The organism is Streptomyces hygroscopicus subsp. hygroscopicus, from assembly GCF_030269125.1.
Lineage (GTDB): Bacteria > Actinomycetota > Actinomycetes > Streptomycetales > Streptomycetaceae > Streptomyces > Streptomyces hygroscopicus_C.
In genome coordinates, this window is the sequence record NZ_BSSM01000019.1 from 13376 (window position 1) to 30037 (window position 16662).

16 protein-coding genes and 1 tRNA gene are annotated in these 16662 nt (G+C 73.3%); 8 read left to right on the top strand and 9 right to left on the bottom strand.

Annotated features, from left to right (window positions below; all coding sequences use genetic code 11):
- Positions 1 to 56 precede the first annotated feature (56 nt).
- Positions 57 to 1112 (bottom strand): LLM class F420-dependent oxidoreductase, encoded by a 1056-nt coding sequence (locus QSK45_RS32145; protein WP_285562424.1) that lies wholly within the window; start codon positions 1110 to 1112, stop codon positions 57 to 59.
- A 139-nt stretch (positions 1113 to 1251) separates the two neighbouring features.
- Between QSK45_RS32145 and QSK45_RS32150 the strand changes: the two genes are divergently transcribed.
- On the top strand, positions 1252 to 2235 hold the full coding sequence (locus QSK45_RS32150) for an aldo/keto reductase (protein ID WP_285562425.1): 984 nt from the start codon (positions 1252 to 1254) through the stop codon (positions 2233 to 2235).
- Entirely contained in the window at positions 2232 to 4598 is a 2367-nt protein-coding gene (locus QSK45_RS32155; protein WP_285562426.1) for a helix-hairpin-helix domain-containing protein, read from the top strand. Before QSK45_RS32150 ends, QSK45_RS32155 begins: the two co-directional genes overlap by 4 nt.
- Positions 4599 to 4706: 108 nt before the next feature.
- Here the strand turns inward: QSK45_RS32155 and QSK45_RS32160 are convergent, their stop codons facing one another.
- The gene (locus QSK45_RS32160; protein ID WP_285562427.1) at positions 4707 to 5450 is read right to left on the bottom strand and encodes a hypothetical protein; all 744 of its coding nucleotides are present in this window, start codon (positions 5448 to 5450) and stop codon (positions 4707 to 4709) included.
- Between the two features lie 47 nt (positions 5451 to 5497).
- On the opposite strand from QSK45_RS32160, the gene QSK45_RS32165 reads away from it, so the two are divergent.
- Complete coding sequence (locus QSK45_RS32165; RefSeq protein WP_037661951.1) at positions 5498 to 5686, top strand: DUF5703 family protein; 189 nt, start codon at positions 5498 to 5500, stop codon at positions 5684 to 5686.
- 108 nt (positions 5687 to 5794) lie between these two features.
- Here QSK45_RS32165 and QSK45_RS32170 read toward each other — a convergent pair whose 3' ends face one another.
- The 3 genes from QSK45_RS32170 to QSK45_RS32180 form a co-directional block, all read right to left on the bottom strand.
- Complete coding sequence (locus QSK45_RS32170) at positions 5795 to 6577, bottom strand: chaplin (RefSeq protein WP_285562428.1); 783 nt, start codon at positions 6575 to 6577, stop codon at positions 5795 to 5797.
- A 127-nt stretch (positions 6578 to 6704) separates the two neighbouring features.
- Positions 6705 to 6938 (bottom strand): chaplin, encoded by a 234-nt coding sequence (locus QSK45_RS32175; protein WP_285562429.1) that lies wholly within the window; start codon positions 6936 to 6938, stop codon positions 6705 to 6707.
- A gap of 165 nt (positions 6939 to 7103) precedes the next feature.
- Positions 7104 to 8429, bottom strand: coding sequence for a M20/M25/M40 family metallo-hydrolase (locus tag QSK45_RS32180; RefSeq protein WP_285562430.1), 1326 nt, complete (start codon positions 8427 to 8429; stop codon positions 7104 to 7106).
- A gap of 212 nt (positions 8430 to 8641) precedes the next feature.
- Between QSK45_RS32180 and QSK45_RS32185 the strand changes: the two genes are divergently transcribed.
- Positions 8642 to 8729, top strand: a tRNA-Leu gene (locus QSK45_RS32185).
- A gap of 70 nt (positions 8730 to 8799) precedes the next feature.
- Complete coding sequence (gene polX, locus QSK45_RS32190; protein WP_285562431.1) at positions 8800 to 10524, top strand: DNA polymerase/3'-5' exonuclease PolX; 1725 nt, start codon at positions 8800 to 8802, stop codon at positions 10522 to 10524.
- A 15-nt stretch (positions 10525 to 10539) separates the two neighbouring features.
- On the opposite strand, the gene QSK45_RS32195 is transcribed toward polX, so the two are convergent.
- The 3 genes from QSK45_RS32195 to QSK45_RS32205 are packed head-to-tail and all read right to left on the bottom strand — an operon-like array spanning position 10540 to position 13275.
- Entirely contained in the window at positions 10540 to 11637 is a 1098-nt protein-coding gene (locus QSK45_RS32195) for a CapA family protein (RefSeq protein ID WP_285562432.1), read from the bottom strand.
- A 4-nt stretch (positions 11638 to 11641) separates the two neighbouring features.
- Complete coding sequence (locus tag QSK45_RS32200; protein WP_285562433.1) at positions 11642 to 12949, bottom strand: phosphoribosyltransferase; 1308 nt, start codon at positions 12947 to 12949, stop codon at positions 11642 to 11644.
- Between the two features lie 11 nt (positions 12950 to 12960).
- Positions 12961 to 13275, bottom strand: coding sequence for a dsRBD fold-containing protein (locus QSK45_RS32205; RefSeq protein ID WP_285562434.1), 315 nt, complete (start codon positions 13273 to 13275; stop codon positions 12961 to 12963).
- Positions 13276 to 13394: 119 nt separating this feature from the next.
- On the opposite strand from QSK45_RS32205, the gene QSK45_RS32210 reads away from it, so the two are divergent.
- Positions 13395 to 13769: a YchJ family protein gene (locus QSK45_RS32210; protein ID WP_285562435.1), complete on the top strand. Its 375-nt coding sequence runs from the start codon at positions 13395 to 13397 to the stop codon at positions 13767 to 13769.
- 7 nt (positions 13770 to 13776) lie between these two features.
- Here the strand turns inward: QSK45_RS32210 and QSK45_RS32215 are convergent, their stop codons facing one another.
- The gene (locus QSK45_RS32215) at positions 13777 to 14478 is read right to left on the bottom strand and encodes a FadR/GntR family transcriptional regulator (RefSeq protein WP_285562436.1); all 702 of its coding nucleotides are present in this window, start codon (positions 14476 to 14478) and stop codon (positions 13777 to 13779) included.
- 141 nt (positions 14479 to 14619) lie between these two features.
- Here QSK45_RS32215 and QSK45_RS32220 point away from each other — a divergent pair, with 141 nt between their 5' ends.
- Complete coding sequence (locus QSK45_RS32220) at positions 14620 to 15144, top strand: gluconokinase (protein ID WP_285562437.1); 525 nt, start codon at positions 14620 to 14622, stop codon at positions 15142 to 15144.
- A 38-nt stretch (positions 15145 to 15182) separates the two neighbouring features.
- Positions 15183 to 16580, top strand: a complete 1398-nt coding sequence (locus tag QSK45_RS32225; protein ID WP_285562438.1) for a GntT/GntP/DsdX family permease — start codon at positions 15183 to 15185, stop codon at positions 16578 to 16580.
- Positions 16581 to 16662 lie beyond the last annotated feature (82 nt).

Genomic DNA, 16662 nt, shown 5'->3' on the forward strand with positions numbered 1-16662 from the left:
CGGCCGTGGCGGGGAAGACCCCGAGCCCCCACCACGGCCGGGGAAGATCTCCCGGCTCAGGCGAGCCCGGCGCGCTCCAGGGCCTCGGTGCCCGCGCGCAGGGAGGCGAGCCGCTCCTCCAGCGTGAAGCCCGCGGGGGCGAGGCTGAGGGTGGTGACACCGGCGTCGGCGTAGGCCTTCATCCGGTCGGCGATGCGGTCGACGGAACCCAGCAGCGTGGTCTTGTCGATGAGGTCCTGCGGGATCGCGGCGGCCGCGCCCTGCTTGTCCCCGGACAGGTACTTCCGCTGGATCTCGGCGGCCTCCTTCTCGTAGCCCATGCGCTGGGCGAGCTGGTTGTAGAAGTTCTGCTTGGCGCTGCCCATGCCGCCGACGTACAGGGCGGTGTAGGGGCGGAAGGTGTCGGCGAGCGCGGCCACGTCCTTGTCGTCGCCGACGGCGAGCGGCAGGGTCGGGCACACGTCGAAGCCGTCGAGGGTTCTGCCCGCCTTCTCCCGGCCCGCTCGCAGGTGCGTGAGGGTGGTCTCCTCCAGGTGCTCGGCGGCGGGGAAGATCAGCAGGGCGCCGTCGGCGATCTCACCGGTCTGCTCCAGGTTCTTCGGGCCGATCGCGGCGATGTACAGCGGGATGTGCTCGCGCTGCGGGTGCACGGTCAGCTTGAGCGGCTTGCCCGGACCGCCGGGCAGCGGCAGCGTCCAGTGCTCGCCCTCGTACGACAGCCGCTCGCGGGTCATCGCCTTGCGGACGATCTCGACGTACTCGCGGGTGCGGGCCAGCGGCTTGTCGAACTTGACGCCGTACCACCCCTCGGAGACCTGAGGTCCGGAGACGCCGAGGCCGAGCCGGAACCTGCCGCCGGAGAGGGTGTCCAGGGTGGCCGCGGTCATCGCGGTCATCGCGGGCTGGCGGGCCGGGATCTGGAAGATGGCGGAGCCGACGTCGATGCGCTCGGTCTGGGCGGCGACCCAGCTGAGCACGGTGGCCGCGTCGGAGCCGTAGGCCTCGGCGGCCCAGCACACGGCGTAGCCCAGCCGGTCGGCCTCCTGGGCCACGGCCAGATTGTCCCCGTCCATTCCCGCGCCCCAGTAGCCGAGGTTGAGTCCGAGTTGCATGGCCGAATCCCCTTACCCATGAGTAACGTCCCTGTGGCGCAGACCTTAGCGCGGGGGCGCGGACTGCGCCCCGTGCGGGCCCGTACGAGTTGTCCACAGGCAACCCACCGCACTGGTTCTGGCCAGTAATCTCGCCGACATGGAGCAGAGGCATCTCGGCCGTACCGGCCTGCGCGTGTCCCGGATCGGGCTCGGCACCCTCACCTGGGGGCGGGACACCGAAGAGCATGACGCCGCGGACATGCTGAAGGCGTTCTGGGAGGCCGGCGGCACCCTCGTCGACACCGCGGACGTGTACGGCGGCGGGGAGGCGGAGTACCTGCTCGGGCGGCTGATGGAGCGGCTGGTGCCGCGCCGGGACCTGGTCATCTCCACCAAGGCGGGCAGCGTCCCCGATCCCGAGCGACGCTTCGACGGCTCCCGCGGGCATCTGCTCGCCGCGCTGGACGCCTCGCTGGCGCGCCTGGGCACGGACCATGTCGACCTGTGGCACATCCACGCGTACGACGCCGGGACCCCGCTGGAGGAGACGCTCCAGGCCCTCGACATAGCGGTGGCCAGCGGCCGGGCCCGGTACGCGGGCGTGTCCAACTTCTGCGGCTGGCAGCTCGCCAAGGCGGCCACCTGGCAGCTCGCGGCGCCGGGCACCCGCACCCGGCTGGCCAGCACGCAGATGGAGTACTCGCTGCTCCAGCGGGGCGTGGAGCGCGAGGTGCTGCCCGCCGCGATGGACCTGGGCGTGGGCCTGCTGCCCTCCTCGCCGCTCGGCCGGGGCGTGCTGACCGGAAAGTACCGGCACACGACGCCCGCGGACTCGCGCGGCGCGTCCGACCATCTGGCGCCGTTCGTGGAGCCCTATCTGGACGACGCGGCGACGCGCATCGTCGACGCGGTGACCACGGCCGCCGACGGGCTCGCGGTCACCCCGCTCCAGGTCGCCCTCGCCTGGGTCCGCGACCGCCCCGGAGTCACCGCCCCGATCGTCGGCGCGCGCACCGCGCGGCAGCTCACGGCCGCGTTGTCAGTGGAGGCGCTTAGTCTTCCTGACGAGATCTGCCGGGCGCTGGACGACGTGTCGGCGCCCTTGCACCGCTATCCCGATCACGACTGGAGCACGCTGTGAGCACGGAACCGGAGACCACGGAGGAGACGGGGCCCGGGACGCCGAAGACGCCTCAGGCGCAGGGGACGCCGACGGCCGGGGACGCGGCCGGGAGTGCTCTCGCGGGGGACGGCGGGGCCGAGCGCGCGGACGACGGGGAGACGGGCGAACCGAAGCGGGGCCCCGCGGGCGCGGCCGGGGTGCCCGAGGCGGAGGCCGGGGACACGGGCAGCGGGTCCGCGCAGGCGGCGTCCGAGGACGCCGGTAAGCCCGGGATGTCCGAGGCGGAGGCCGAGTTGGCCGCGCAGCGGGTGGAGCGGGAGCGGATCGAGCGGCGGAAGGCGGAGAAGAAGGGGCCCGTCGAGAGCGGCGCCAAGCTCAGCGGGAAGGCGGCCGATCTGCTGGCCGCCGTGCGCGCGGTGGAGGGTGGCGGGAGGCCCCCCTCCACGGTGTCCGCAAAGCCCGCGCGGTCCACGTCCGAGCCTGCTCCCGCGGCCGCCCCGGTCCGCCCGGCACCCGCGCCGGAGCCCGCGCGGCCCGCACCCGCCCCCGTGGCGGTCGGCCCTTCCCCGCGGACGGTCGACGATGTCCGCCGGGTGCTGGCGGAGGGCGGTGCGCCCGAGGCGCTGGCCCGTCAGGCGGCGGTGGCGCTCGGTGAGGGGGCCGGGGAGGTGCTGCGGGAGGACCCCTGGCAGTTGCTGAGGACCCCCGGGGTACGGCCGGAACAGGCGGACGGTTTCGCGCGGGCGCTGCTCGGTGCCGGGTGCGGACCGGACGACGAGCGGCGGGGGCGGGCGGTGACGGTCTGGCTGCTGGAGCAGGCGGCCCTCGCCGGTCACACCGCCCTGGAACTGCCCGCGCTCACCGCGGCCCTGGCCAAGCAGGGCGTGCCGGACCCGGACGCGGCCGTGCGGAGCACCCTGGCCGAGGGCGAGGCCCTGGTCTTCCGGGACGCCCTGGAGGAACCGGGCGCCCCGGCCGCGCCGGAGGAGGACGAGGAGGAGGAGCGCCCGGTACGGGTGCTCGTCGCCCTGGAGCGGTACGCCCTGGCCGAGGAGAGCCTCGCCGACGGCCTGGCCCGGCTGGTCGCCTCCCCTTCCCAGGACGCCGAGGATGCCTGGGCGGCGGTCGTCGCGGGGGTGTCGGGCGGTGCGGCCGAGCTGGCCCGCGCGGTCGCCGGACACGGCCTGGTGCTGCACACCGGCGGCGAAGCCTCCCGCGCGGAACCGGCGGCCCTGCTCGCCGCCGCCCGGGACGCGGGCCTGCGAGCCCTCGCCGTGTGCCATACGCCCGACGGCCGTGAGCGCCTCGCCGCGCTGCCGGGCAGGCCGGGGGCGGGCGTGGGCGGTGCGGCCGGCCAGGGCCCCTCGGCAGAGGCGGGGGCCGGCGGCGGAGCCCTCGCCGGACAGGACCCCACGGCCGGAGCGCGCGCGGGCATCGGCACCGTCGCCGGGCTGCTGACCGGCGCCGAGGGGTCCGGGCGGGACGCGGACGGGGCGCTGGAGCTGGACCTGCTGATCGTGCTCGACGCGCCCCAACTGGACGTGGAGACCGCGGCGATGCTGGTGGAGTCGTTGCCGGACGGGGCGCGGCTGGTGCTCAGCGGGGACCCGGCGCTGCTGTGGTCGGCCGGTCCCGGGCGGGTCTTCGCCGATCTGCTCGCGGCCCGCGTCTGCCCCCAGGTCGCCTCCCGCACCCCCGACCCCGGTCCGATCGGCGAGCTGGTCTCCGGGATCGGCATCGGCGAGCTGAACCAGGTCGAGGCACCCGGCAAGGAGGTCGTGATCGTGCCGGTGCGGGACGCGGGCGAGGCCGTGCACCGGACGGTGCAGTTGGTCGCGGACTCGGTGCCGAGGGCGTTCGGCGTCCCCGCCGAACAGACGGTGGTGATCACCCCGGGCCATGGTGGCGCGGCCGGCACCCGGGCCCTCAACTCCGCCCTGAAGGAACGCCTCAACCCCGGCCCCGGCCGGTTCGGCGGCTTCGACCCCGGCGACCGCGTCGCCTACTCCCCCGCCCCGGGCCGGGCGCTGCCGGGCACGGTGGTGAAGGCCGACGCCGAGGGCCTGCACCTGTCCTGCGCGGGCGCCCCCGTGGTCGTACCGCGGGAGCGGGTGGAGGGGTGTGTACGGCACGGCTGGGCACTGACCGCGCACCAGGCGGTGGGCGGGCGCTGGCCCGCGGCGATCGTGGTTCTGCCCGGCGACGCCGTCCAGGCGCTGAACAGGCCGTGGGTGTACACCGCCTTCGGCCGGGGCGAGCGGCACCTGTCCGTGGTCCACGGCGCGGAACAGGCCCTGCCGAGGGCCGTCACGGACATCCCGGCCAAGCCCCGCACCACCAGGCTGGGTACCCTGCTGCGCACCCAGTCGCAGAACGGCTGACACGGGGCACCGAGGGTCACCGCCCCGCAGACGCGGCAAGCGGCCCGGCCCCCGTACGACCACCGCGGTGCCGTACCGGCCTCGGCCGTCACGGCACCGCGCCCGAGGTCACCTCCGGGCCCCCCGGACCCCCGCGTCCTCGTCGTCCGCCTCGTCCGGGTCCTCGTCGTCCACGAACTCGAGATCGTCGTCCTCGGTGTCCGCGTCGTCGGTGTCGTCGGTCTCGTCGTCCTCGTCGTCCTCGTCGTCGAAGACGGCGCTGACATCGAACCGGCAGACCACCGCCTGTGGATCGATGTGCTCGAACGGCGCCTCCAGCCACTCCCCGGCCTCCGGCGCCTCCTCCGCCGCGGTCACCCACAGCGTGGAGTCGCCCTCCTCCAGGCCGAACTCCTTGTGCCGGGAGGCGATCTCGTCCGGTTCGAACTCGCCGAAGAGGAGCCCGAGCGCCCCGGGGACGGTGCCGGCCGCGTCCTCGTCCACGCCGGCGATGTCCTCGTAGTCCGCCGCCTCGACCCGCTCGGCCTGGGCCAGCAGCCGCTGGGGTTCCGCCACGGTGTAGTCGCGGCGGATCAGCACGCTGATCGCGTGGGGTTCCTCGGGGCCCGCGTACGGCGGCAGCGTCTCGTCGGCGCCGGGGATCTCGAAGGGAGTGACCTCGTCGTAACGGTCGTAGAGCAGCTCGTCGTACGCCTCGGCGGCCGCGGCCAGCTGGTTGAACGCCTCGAAGACGGCCGGGTCGTCGTCTCCTGACCTGCGTTCGACCGCCGCCAGGTGACGGTCGAGCGCGGTCTTGATCGCCTCGGCGGCGGCGCGTACCTCGGCAGCGGTGGGCTGCGCAGCATCAGACATAGTGCAGACGCTATCCGTACCGGGCACCAGCCCGCACAATAGATGCGATGCCGGAATACGAATTTGTCGACGTGTATGTCCCTCGCGGGGTGTCCCGCAAGGAGACGACACGTCTGCTGACGGACCATGCCGAGTACGGACACTGGGAGTTGGACCGCCTGAGCCTGCTGCGCGACGGCAGCCGGAAGGTGCGGTTGCGGCGGCGGATCATCCGCCAACTGCGGGCCACGTGGTGAGGCGGGACAGCTGAGCACGACGAAGGCGCGAAAGGAACGGAGCGGGCCCGCCGGACGGGCCGGCCCGCTCCCCTCTCGCCGTTCGCCGCGGCGCGCTCGTCCGCCGGACTAGGCCCCGGCCCGTGCCTTGCGGTAGAGCACGGCACCCGCGATCAGCGCGCCCGCGCCGGCCGGCAGCGCGAGGCCCAGCGGCAGGTCACTGCCGGTGTGCGCGAGCTGGCCGCTGCCCAGGGACGCCGAGGAGCCCTGCGGCACGTGCACGTTCCGGGCGGGCGGGGTCGCGGGGGTCCCGGGGTGGTGCGGGGTACCCGGCCGAGTCGGCTGGCCCGGTTGGGTCGGCCCGCCGGGGTGGCTCGGGTGACCGGGGTGGCTCGGGTGACCGGGGTGACCCGGGTGACCGGGGTGACCCGGTGGGGTGGGGGTGCCGCCGCCCGGCGGACGGCCGTGCGTCTCCCCGCCGTTGGCGCAGTCGTTGCCGGTTGCGGGGTTGCCCACACCGACGACGTCGACGCTGTTGCCGCACACGTTCACCGGGACGTCGATCGGCACCTGGACGGTGTTGCCCGATCCCACGCCCGGCGAGCCGGAGCTGTGTCCCCCGGTGTGCGCGCCCCCGGAGCCGCCGTGGCCCTGACCTCCCTGGCCGCCGCCGGAGTTGGTGCAGGCGTTGCCCATCGCCGGGTTGAGCAGTCCGACGACGTTGACGGTGTTGCCGCAGACGTTGACCGGCACGTGCACCGGCACCTGCACGGTGTTGCCGGACAGAACGCCGGGTGAGCCGGTGGCGGCGCCGGACGCGCCCGCGTCCGCGTGTGCCATACCGGTCGCGGCGGCGAACACCCCGGTCGCCGCCGCCATGGTCATCAGACCCTTACGGGTTCCTTGTCGCATTGCTGTGTACCCCCCTGCCTTCGCTGTCTGGAAAGGCCGGTCGGCCTCGGAGCGCATGGAGCACGCTCCGAGGCCGACGGCTGGTAGAAGACGACCCTCGGAGTGGATGGCTCCTCGGGAACCCGCGTCAGCTGTTGGCGCAGGCGTTGCCGAAGGCGGGGTTCAGGATCCCGATCACGTCGATCGTGTCGCCGCACACGCTCACCGGGACGTGCACGGGCGCCTCGATGACGTTGCCGGAGACGACACCCGGGGAGTGCAGGGCCGCGCCCTGGGCACCGGAGTCGGCGACGGCCAGGCCCGCTCCCGCGAGAACCAGCCCACCGGTGGCAGCCGCGGCAGCGACGACCTTCTTGATCATTGTTCCTCCTCGTTGGCAATGCGATCCCAAGGTGCGGGGATCGCATCACCTGTAACGAGGAGGGAGTAATGGAGCTACGAGCTTATGGTCGCATTCACCCTTCCGAGTCGATCTCGAACGAGCACCCGAAATCCGAGTGGTCTCGGACCGGACGCCCCGGGTGTCTCAGGACGCGTCGATGAACCGGTCGAGCACCCGCACGCCGAACCGGAGCCCGTCCACCGGCACCCGCTCGTCCACGCCGTGGAACATGCCGGCGAAGTCCAGCTCCGGCGGCAGCTTCAGCGGGACGAAGCCGAAGCCGCGGATGCCGAGGTCGTCGAAGGACTTGGCGTCGGTGCCGGCGGAGAGCATGTACGGGATCGCCTTCGCGATCGGGTCCTCGGCCAGCAGCGCGGACTGCATGGCCTCCACCAGCGCGCCGTCGAAGCCGGTCTCGACGGCCTTGTCGGTGTGCACGTCCTCGCGGCGCACGCGCGGGCCGAGCAGCCGGTCGAGGTCGCCGAGGAACTCCTCCTCGTACCCGGGCAGGAAGCGGCCGTCGATGTGGGCGGTGGCCTCGCCGGGGATGACGTTGACCTTGTAACCGGCGTTCAGCTGGGTCGGATTGGCGGTGTTGCTCAGGGACGCGCCGATCAGCTTGGCGATACCGCCGAGCTTGGCGATGGTGGCCTCCATGTCCTCGGGGTCCAGCTCGGTGCCGAGCGCGTCGCCGAGTTCGTCGAGGAAGGCCCGGGTGGTCTTGGTGACCCGCACCGGGAACTTGTGCCGGCCGACCCGGGCGACGGCCTCGGACAGCTCGGTGATGGCGTTGTCGCGGTGGATCATGGAGCCGTGCCCGGCGGTGCCGGCCACCGTGAGCTTCATCCAGTGCATGCCCTTCTCGGCCGTCTGGATCAGATAGAGCCGCCGCTGCTCGTTCACGGTGAAGGAGAAGCCGCCGACCTCGCTGATCGCCTCGGTGACGCCCTCGAACAGCTCGGGGTGGTGGTCGACGAGGTGCCGGGCGCCGAAGGTGCCGCCGGCCTCCTCGTCGGCGAGGAAGGCGAGGACGATGTCGCGCGGGGGCCGCCGCCCGCTGCGCAGCCGGTCGCGCACCACCGCGAGCGTCATCGCGTCCATGTCCTTCATGTCGACCGCGCCGCGCCCCCACACGCACCCGTCGGCGATCTCGCCGGAGAAGGGGTGGTGGGTCCAGTCGTCCGCGTTGGCCGGTACGACGTCCAGGTGGCCGTGGATCAGCAGGGCGGGCCGGGACGGGTCCTCCCCCGCGATGCGGGCCACGGTGGAGGCGCGGCCGGGGTGCGACTCGTAGATCTTCGGCTCCAGGCCGACCTCCGCCAGCTTCTCGGCGACCCACTCGGCGGCCCGGCGCTCGCCGGGCCCGGAGTGGTCGCCGTAGTTGCTGGTGTCGAACCGGATCAGCTCGCGGCAGAGGTCCACGACCTCGTCCTCGCCGGTGACGCCCTGGGCCGTGTCCGTCTCGCTCACGCTGCTTCCTCCCGCTTCCCTGCTGGTGGTCCCCCTCATCCTCTCTCCGCGTCGGGCCCCGGCCCAAGACCGGTCCCGGCCCGTCACACGCCGTTCACGCGGGGCGGCCCGGGGAGCCGGGGTGATCAGACACCTCCGAAAGCCTGGTAATGTTTCCTTCGTCGCCGCGAGGGAAACCCCGCCGAGGGAGAACCGCGCACGACAGACACCTTGTCCGGGTGGCGGAATGGCAGACGCGCTAGCTTGAGGTGCTAGTGCCCTTTATCGGGCGTGGGGGTTCAAGTCCCCCCTCGGACACCAGTGAAGGCCCCCTGCTCAGCAGGGGGCCTTTCGCGTGCCCGGACGCGGGCGGCTTCCTAGACTTGTCCATGTGGCCCGGGTCAACGGCGAGGTCGAGGCGGTCCTTCGGGAGTACGCCGATCTCATCGCGATCACCGGAGGCGACGCGTTCAAGGCGCGTGCCTACGAGAAGGCGGCGCGTGCCATCGGTGGCTATCCGGGGGACGTCGGGAAGCTAGACGAGGACGGGCTGCGGGAGATCCCGAACGTGGGGCGGTCGATCGCCGAGAAGGTGGTCGAGTACCTGCGCACGGGGAAGATGGCGGCGGTCGAGGAGCGCCGGGCCAGGATCCCCGCCGGGGTGCGGGAGTTGATCAGCATCCCGACGCTCGGGCCCAAGAAGGCGCTGCGGCTCTACGAGGACCTGCACATCTCGTCGGTGAGCGAGCTGGCCGCGGCGATCGAGGCGGACCGGCTGGCCGATCTCAAGGGGTTCGGGGAGAAGACGCAGGAGAACATCCGGCACGGGATCGAGCTGTTGCAGCAGGCGGGGGCCCGCGTGCCGCTGGCGCTGGCGCTGGAGACCGCCGAGGAGATCGTGGACGCGCTGCACGAGGTCACCGGGTGCAGGCGGTGCGCGTACGCCGGGTCGCTGCGCCGCATGCGGGAGACCGTCGGGGACCTGGACATCCTGGTGGCGGCGAAGAGCTCGGGCCCGTTCATGGAAGCGCTGTGCGAGCTGCCGGGCACGGCCGAGGTGATCGCACGGGGGACGAAGAAGACGTCCGTACGCACCGGGAAGGGGCTCCAGGTGGATCTGCGGGTGCTGCCGCCGGAGTCGTGGGGCGCGGGGTTGCAGTACTTCACGGGTTCGAAGGCGCACAACATCCGGACCCGGACGATAGCCGTGCACCAGGGTCTGAAGCTCTCCGAGTACGGCGTGTTCGACGCGGAGAGCGGGGAGTCGGTGGCGTCCCGCACCGAGGAGGAGGTGTACGCGCGGCTGGGGCTGCCGTGGATCCCGCCGACGCTGCGGGAGGACCGCGGGGAGATCGAGGCGGCGCTGCGCGGGGAGCTGCCGCGGGTGGTGACCGAGCGGGACGTCCGGGGTGACCTGCACACGCACACGGACCTCACCGACGGGCTGGCGTCGCTCGACGCCATGGTGGAGGCGGCGGCGCGGCGCGGTTACGCGTACTACGCGGTGACCGATCACGCGCCCGATCTGTACATGCAGCGGATGACGGACGAGAAGATCCTCGCCCAGCGGCAGCGGGTGCGGGAGCTGGACGGCGAGCACCGCCGGATGCGGCTGCTGCACGGCACGGAGCTGAACATCGGGCCCGACGGCGGCCTGGACTGGCCGGACGAGTTCCTGGCCGGTTTCGATCTGTGCGTGGCCTCGCTGCACTCGCACTTCGACCTCGGGCGGAAGGCGATGACGCGGCGGCTGGTGCGGGCGGTGGAGAACCCGTACGTGAACGTCCTCGGGCATCCCACCACCCGGCTGATCGGCCGGCGGACGGGGGTGGACGCGGACTGGGACGAGGTGTTCGCGGCCTGCGCGCGCAGCGGGACCGCGCTGGAGGTCAACGCCCAGCCGGACCGGCTGGACCTGGGCGACGAGGACATCCTGCGGGCGCGGACGCACGGGGTGCGGTTCGCGGTGGACACCGACGCGCACTCGGTGCCGCAGCTGGCGCAGCTGCGCTACGGCGTCGGCACCGCCCAGCGCGGCTGGCTGACCCCGGACGACGTGATCAACACCTGGCCGTTGACGCGCCTGCGCCGGTTTCTGCGCGAGGGCGGGCGCTGAGCGGGCGCACGAGCGCTAGTCGGCTCGTACGAGGAGGGTGCCGTCGGCTCCCCGTTCGACGCGGGCGCCCAGGGCACGGCTGTCGAGGGTCGTGCGCAGCCAGGCGGTGTCCTCGGCGGACGCGGGTTCGAGGCGCATGCGGCGGGCCTGGAAGGGGACCAGCGTGAGGCCGGTGAGCCGGCCGCTGCCGGGGTCGAGGGAGGCGAGGTACAGCAGTCGGAGGTCGTCGCGGTACTGCTCGTAGCCGCGGATGCCCTCGTAGTCGTCCACGAGGTCCCCGCAGCCGTACAGCACGAGCCGGTCCCGGTGGATCTCCAGGGGGCGCGGGTGGTGCGAGGAGTGGCCGTGGACCAGGTCGGCGCCCGCGTCGACGAAGGCGTGGGCGAGGCGGGTCTCGGCGCGGGAGACCTCGTAGCCCCAGTTGGGGCCCCAGTGGAGGGAGACGATGACGAGGTCGCCGGGGCGGCGCAGCGGGCGCAGGCGGTCGGCGAGGTCCTCCGCCGCGCCCGCGGTGAGCAGGGCCACGCCGGGCCGTTCGGCGGTGGCGGCCCAGGTGCCCGGGATGCCGCTGGAGTGCAGGCCGTAGGCGAAGACCAGGAGGCGGCCGCCCGTCGGCAGCGGGATCTCGGCCGGTCGCCGGGCCGTGTCCGCGGTGCGGCCCGCGCCCGCCGTGCGCAGTCCCGCCGTCTCCAGGGAGGTCAGGGTGTCCTCCAGGCCGCTGGTTCCGAAGTCGAGGACGTGGTTGTTGGCGAGGACGCAGACGTCGGGGCGGACGGCGGTGAGGCAGGGCAGGTTGGCGGGGTGCATGCGGTAGTGGACGGCCTTGCCCGGGGCGAAGGTGCCGTCCGCGGTGACGGCGGTCTCCAGGTTGACGACGCGGGCGTCCGGGGCGGCGGCCTCCAGCGCGGGCAGTGCCTCGCCCCAGGGCCAGCCGAAGTCCACGGGGCGGGGGATGGGGCCGTTGGCGGCCTCGGCGAGGGCGACGTAGTCGCGGGCGTCGTGGAGGTAGTCCTCGCGCAGGAGGGGGGAGCCGGGATGCGGGAGGATCTGGTCGACTCCCCGGCCGAGCATGACGTCGCCGGCAAGGAACACCGTGACCGCGTTGCCGGGCATGGCGTCAGACGTGCGCGGGTGCCATGTGGTCCGTGAACCAGTCGCGGGCCAGCTCGGTCACCCGTTCCAGGGTGCCCGGTTCCTCGAAGAGGTGGGTGGCGCCGGGGACGGTCTCCAGCCGGTTCTCGCAGCGCAGCCGGCTCCGGGCGTCCCGGTTGAGGTCGAGGACCAGGGGGTCGGCGCCGCCGACGATCAGCAGGGTGGGCGCGGTGACCTCGGGGAGCATGGGGCCCGCGAGGTCGGGGCGGCCGCCCCGGGAGACGACGGCGGCGGGGCGCCCCGCGGGGTCGGCGGCGGCCCACAGCGCGGCGGCCGCGCCGGTGCTGGCGCCGAAGTAGCCGAGGGCGAGGCCCGCCGCGGCGGGTTCCGCGCGCAGCCAGTGGGTGGCGGCCAGCAGCCGCCCGGCGAGCAGCGGGATGTCGAACACGTTGTCCCGGTCACGCGCCTCCGCGTCGGTGAGCAGGTCGAACAGCAGGGTGCCGAGCCCGGCGCGGTGCAGCCCCTCGGCGACGTACCGGTTGCGGGGACTGTGCCGGCTGCTGCCGCTGCCGTGCGCGAAGACGACGACGCCCAGGGCGCCCTCGGGCAGGGTCAGGTTCCCGCCCAGCCGTACGGTGCCGGCCGGCACCGTCACCTCCGGGTCGGCGCTCGTGCGACGCGTCTGCCGGCCGGCCCTCGTCCGGCGGGCCCGGCGCAGACAGGCCGTGACCTCCGCGTCCTCGGTCTGCGCGAAGTCGTCGTAGAACTGCCCGACGGCGGCGAAGTCCCAGGGGGTGTCCAGGCAGACCAGGTCGTCGGCGTCGCCGCCGAGGCGGCGGGCGAAGTCGCGGGGGGCGACGGGGACCGCGAGCACGATGCGGGCGGCGCCGCGCGCACGGGCGACCCGGCAGGCGACGCGGGCGGTGGAGCCGGTGGCGACCCCGTCGTCCACGACCACGGCGGTGCGGCCGGCGAGCGGGACGGACGGGCGCTCGCCCCGGTAGCGTTCGGCGCGCTCGGCGAGCACCCGCCGCTCGCGTTCCTCGACACGGGCGAGTTCGTCGTCGCGGACGCCGGTGGCGCGCAGCACGTCCTCGTTGAGCACCCGCACGCCGTCCTCCCCGATCGCGCCCATCGCCAGTTCCGGCTGGTAGGGCACGCCGAGTTTGCGTACGAGGCAGACGTCCAGCGGCGCGTCCAGGGCCTCGGCGACCCGCGCGGCCACCGGTACTCCCCCGCGCGGCAGCCCCAGCACCACCACGTCCTCGCCCCGCAGGAAACCCAGGCGGGCGCCGAGTCGCTCTCCCGCCTCCACTCGGTCGGCGAACCGCACGGCGGGCTCCGTCACTCCCGGGGCAGCCAGAGCGGCGCCGGGCTCTCCTCGTCCGCCGCGCCCAGCGCCCGCATGTCGCCGTTGGCCGCGCGCACCAGCAGCCGGCCCATCGCGATCAGGGCGCGCCCGGCGGCGAGTTCGTCGCCGATCTCGGGTATGTCGCGGTCGTACGGGTTGCGGCGGGCCTCGGCGTGGCTCTCCAGGACGTTGTCCCCGGTGTCCAGGACGATCCGGGCCGTGGTGTCGGGGTCGTGCTCGGACAGGTACAGGTTCAGCCGCCATTCCTTGACGGCGGGAGGATGGCTGCTGCTGGCGGGTCGGGTCATCGTCCGTCCCTCCTCCGGGGTGCCCTCGCGCGGTACCGCACGTGCTGTGCGTCCGCCCGTTCTCCACTGTGCACCCGCCCGGCGGCGGACGCCCACCCGACTCCCGGCACAATGGGCGCATGAGCACGCGTACCTGCCCCTGCGGACTGCCGCTGTCCTACGACGCCTGCTGCGGCCGTTTCCACGCGGGCGCCGCGAAGGCGCCGACCGCAGAGCTGCTGATGCGCTCGCGGTACAGCGCGTTCGTCAAGGGGGACACGGGGTACCTGCTGCGCACCTGGCACCCGCGGACCCGGCCGGAGCGTCTGGACCTCGATCCGCGGACGAGGTGGACCGGTCTGGAGATCCTGGACGGCACCGACGGTTCGGCCTTCCACAGCACGGGGACGGTGACCTTCCGCGCGTCCTACCGGGGAGGCTCGCTGCACGAGCGCAGCCGGTTCGAGCGGGTGGACGGGGCGTGGGTGTACGTGGACGGGGACTTCCTGGAGTAGGCGCCGGCTAGGGCGCCAGGATGTCCAGTTCGTGCAGCGCGCCCACGGTGATCTGCCGGGTGAGTTCCTCGGCGCGGACCGCGTCCCGGGAGCGGACCGCCTCGGCCACCCGGACGTGCAGGGTGACGGCCTCCGGGTCGGGGTCCTCGAACATCACCTCGTGCCGGGTGCGGCCGGTCAGCACCTCGGCCACCACGTCGCCGAGTCGCGCGAACATCTCGTTGCCCGACGCCGTGAGGATGACCCGGTGGAAGGCGACGTCGTGGAACAGGTACTCCCGCAGCCGGTGGCCGCGTGAGTGGGCGACCATGCCGAGCGCGCACTCGGTGAGTTCGGCGCACTGTTCGGCGGTGGCGAGCCGCGCCGCGAGGCCCGCCGCGGCGGGTTCGATCGCGGAGCGCAGCACGGTGAGCGAGCGCAGCTGCCGGGGGCGGTCGGCGCCGGCCAGCCGCCAGCGGATGACCTGCGGGTCGTAGACGTTCCACTCGCACTTGGGGCGGACGGTCACGCCCACCCGTCGGCGGGACTCGACCAGGTGCATGGATTCGAGCACCCGCACCGCCTCGCGCATCACGGAGCGTGACACCTCGAAGTGCTGGGCGAGTTCGTCGGTGCGCAGGATGCTGCCCGGCGGGTACTCGCCCGCGGTGATCGCGGGGCCGAGGGAGTCCAGTACGCGGCCGTGCAGCCCCCGGCCCGGTGTGCTCATGCACTCAGCGTACGGCGTAGGTCACGGAAACAAAAAGTCAGACTTATAAGTCACAGACTCTTGAATTCGTCGTACCTAATGGGTTTCAGTGTGGCGACGCCGCCGCGGCGTCGGATGTCGAGGAAGACAGCGAGGCAGTACATGCGAACCCCCCAGGTCGTCGTCGTGATGGGCGTCGCGGGGACGGGCAAGACCACGATCGGTCCCCTGCTCGCCGCGCGGCTGGGCGTCCCGTACGCCGAGGGCGACGACTTCCACCCCAAGGCCAACATCGACAAGATGACGGCCGGGATACCGCTCGACGACAGCGACCGCTGGCCCTGGCTGGACGCCATCGGCCACTGGGCGCACGGGCGGGCGGGGCTCGGCGGGGTGGTCAGCAGTTCGGCGCTGAAGCGGGTGTACCGCGACCGGCTGCGGGCCGTGGCGCCCGGGGTCGTGTTCGTGCACCTGACGGGCGACCGGAAGCTGATCGAGGACCGGATGGCGCACCGGCAGGGCCACTTCATGCCGACCGCGCTGCTGGACTCCCAGTTCGCCACGCTGCAGCCCCTGGGGCCGGACGAGGCCGGCGTCGCCGTGGACGTCAGCGGCGATCCCCAGGAGATCACCGAACGCGCCGTCCAGGCGCTGAACGGGCTGTCCGCCGCATCCGCGCAGCAGTAGCGCCTCTCCCCAACTCCCCGTAACCGCAAGGAAACCCCGTGACCAGACTCAGCGTCGAGATGCTGGCAGCGGACACCCCTCCGCCGATCTCCACCGCAGGACACGCCCAGCTGGGCATCGCCGTCCTGGTGGGCATCGCGGTGATCGTCCTGCTCATCACCAAGTTCAAGCTGCACGCCTTCCTGGCGCTGACCATCGGGTCGCTGGCGCTCGGCGCGGCCGCCGGAGCGCCGCTCGACAAGGTGCTCGTCAGCTTCACCACCGGGCTCGGCGCCACGGTGGCGAGCGTCGGCGTGCTGATCGCGCTGGGCGCGACACTCGGCAGGCTGCTCGCCGACTCCGGTGGCGCGGACCAGATCGTGGACACGATCCTGGCCAAGGCCGGGGGCCGGGCGATGCCGTGGGCCATGGTGCTCATCGCCTCCGTGATCGGGCTGCCGATCTTCTTCGAGGTCGGCATCGTGCTGCTGATCCCCGTGGTGCTGATGGTCGCCAAGCGCGGCAACTACTCCCTGATGCGCATCGGAATCCCGGCGCTCGCCGGCCTGTCCGTGATGCACGGCCTGATCCCGCCGCACCCCGGCCCGCTGGTCGCGATCTCCGCGCTGCACGCCAACCTGGGCGTCACGCTGGCCCTCGGCATCCTGGTCGCCATCCCGACCGTGATCGTCGGTGGCCCGCTGTTCTCCAAGGTCGCGGCCCGCTGGGTGGACGTCCCCGCGCCCGAACGGATGCTGCCGCAGCGGCCCTCCGAGGACCTGACGCGCCGTCCGGGCTTCGGCGCGACGCTCGCCACCATCCTGCTGCCGGTGGCGCTGATGCTGCTCAAGGCGCTGGTGGACATCGTCGTGGACGACCCCGCCGACACCACGCAGCGCGCCTTCGACGTCATCGGCGCCCCGTTGATCGCCCTGCTCGCCGCCGTGCTCGTCGGCTTCTTCACGCTGGGCCGCCCCGCCGGGTTCAGCAAGGAGCGGCTCCAGTCGACGGTGGAGAAGGGCCTGATGCCCATCGCCGGCATCCTGCTGATCGTGGGCGCGGGCGGCGGCTTCAAGCAGACGCTGATCGACTGCGGCGTCGGCCAGATGATCCTGGACGTCTCCAGGAACTGGTCGATCCCCGCGGTGCTGCTGGCCTGGCTGATCGCCGTGGTGATCCGCCTCGCGACCGGCTCGGCGACGGTGGCCACGGTCTCGGCCGCCGGTCTGGTCGCCCCGCTGGCGGCCGACATGTCGACCACGCACTCGGCTCTGCTGGTCCTCGCGATCGGCGCCGGCTCGCTCTTCTTCAGCTTCGTCAACGACGCCGGGTTCTGGCTGGTCAAGGAGTACTTCGGGCTCAGCGTCGGACAGACCGTCAAGACGTGGTCGATCATGGAGACGATCCTGTCGGTGGTCGGCGGCGCGCTGGTGCTGGTGCTGTCGTTGGTGATCTAGCGCCGTACGACGGTGGTCCGGCACCGGTACGACGCCGGCGGCCTGCCCCTCTTCGACCGCCAAGGTCGCGGAGGGGCAGGCG

Coding starts and splice junctions, on each gene's coding strand:
- QSK45_RS32145 (WP_285562424.1), bottom strand. CDS start 1,112: ATGCAACTCGGACTCAACCTCGGCTACTGGGGCGCGGGAATGGACGGG.
- QSK45_RS32150 (WP_285562425.1), top strand. CDS start 1,252: ATGGAGCAGAGGCATCTCGGCCGTACCGGCCTGCGCGTGTCCCGGATC.
- QSK45_RS32160 (WP_285562427.1), bottom strand. CDS start 5,450: ATGTCTGATGCTGCGCAGCCCACCGCTGCCGAGGTACGCGCCGCCGCC.
- QSK45_RS32165 (WP_037661951.1), top strand. CDS start 5,498: ATGCCGGAATACGAATTTGTCGACGTGTATGTCCCTCGCGGGGTGTCC.
- QSK45_RS32170 (WP_285562428.1), bottom strand. CDS start 6,577: ATGCGACAAGGAACCCGTAAGGGTCTGATGACCATGGCGGCGGCGACC.
- QSK45_RS32175 (WP_285562429.1), bottom strand. CDS start 6,938: ATGATCAAGAAGGTCGTCGCTGCCGCGGCTGCCACCGGTGGGCTGGTT.
- QSK45_RS32195 (WP_285562432.1), bottom strand. CDS start 11,637: ATGCCCGGCAACGCGGTCACGGTGTTCCTTGCCGGCGACGTCATGCTC.
- QSK45_RS32205 (WP_285562434.1), bottom strand. CDS start 13,275: ATGACCCGACCCGCCAGCAGCAGCCATCCTCCCGCCGTCAAGGAATGG.
- QSK45_RS32210 (WP_285562435.1), top strand. CDS start 13,395: ATGAGCACGCGTACCTGCCCCTGCGGACTGCCGCTGTCCTACGACGCC.
- QSK45_RS32215 (WP_285562436.1), bottom strand. CDS start 14,478: ATGAGCACACCGGGCCGGGGGCTGCACGGCCGCGTACTGGACTCCCTC.
- QSK45_RS32220 (WP_285562437.1), top strand. CDS start 14,620: ATGCGAACCCCCCAGGTCGTCGTCGTGATGGGCGTCGCGGGGACGGGC.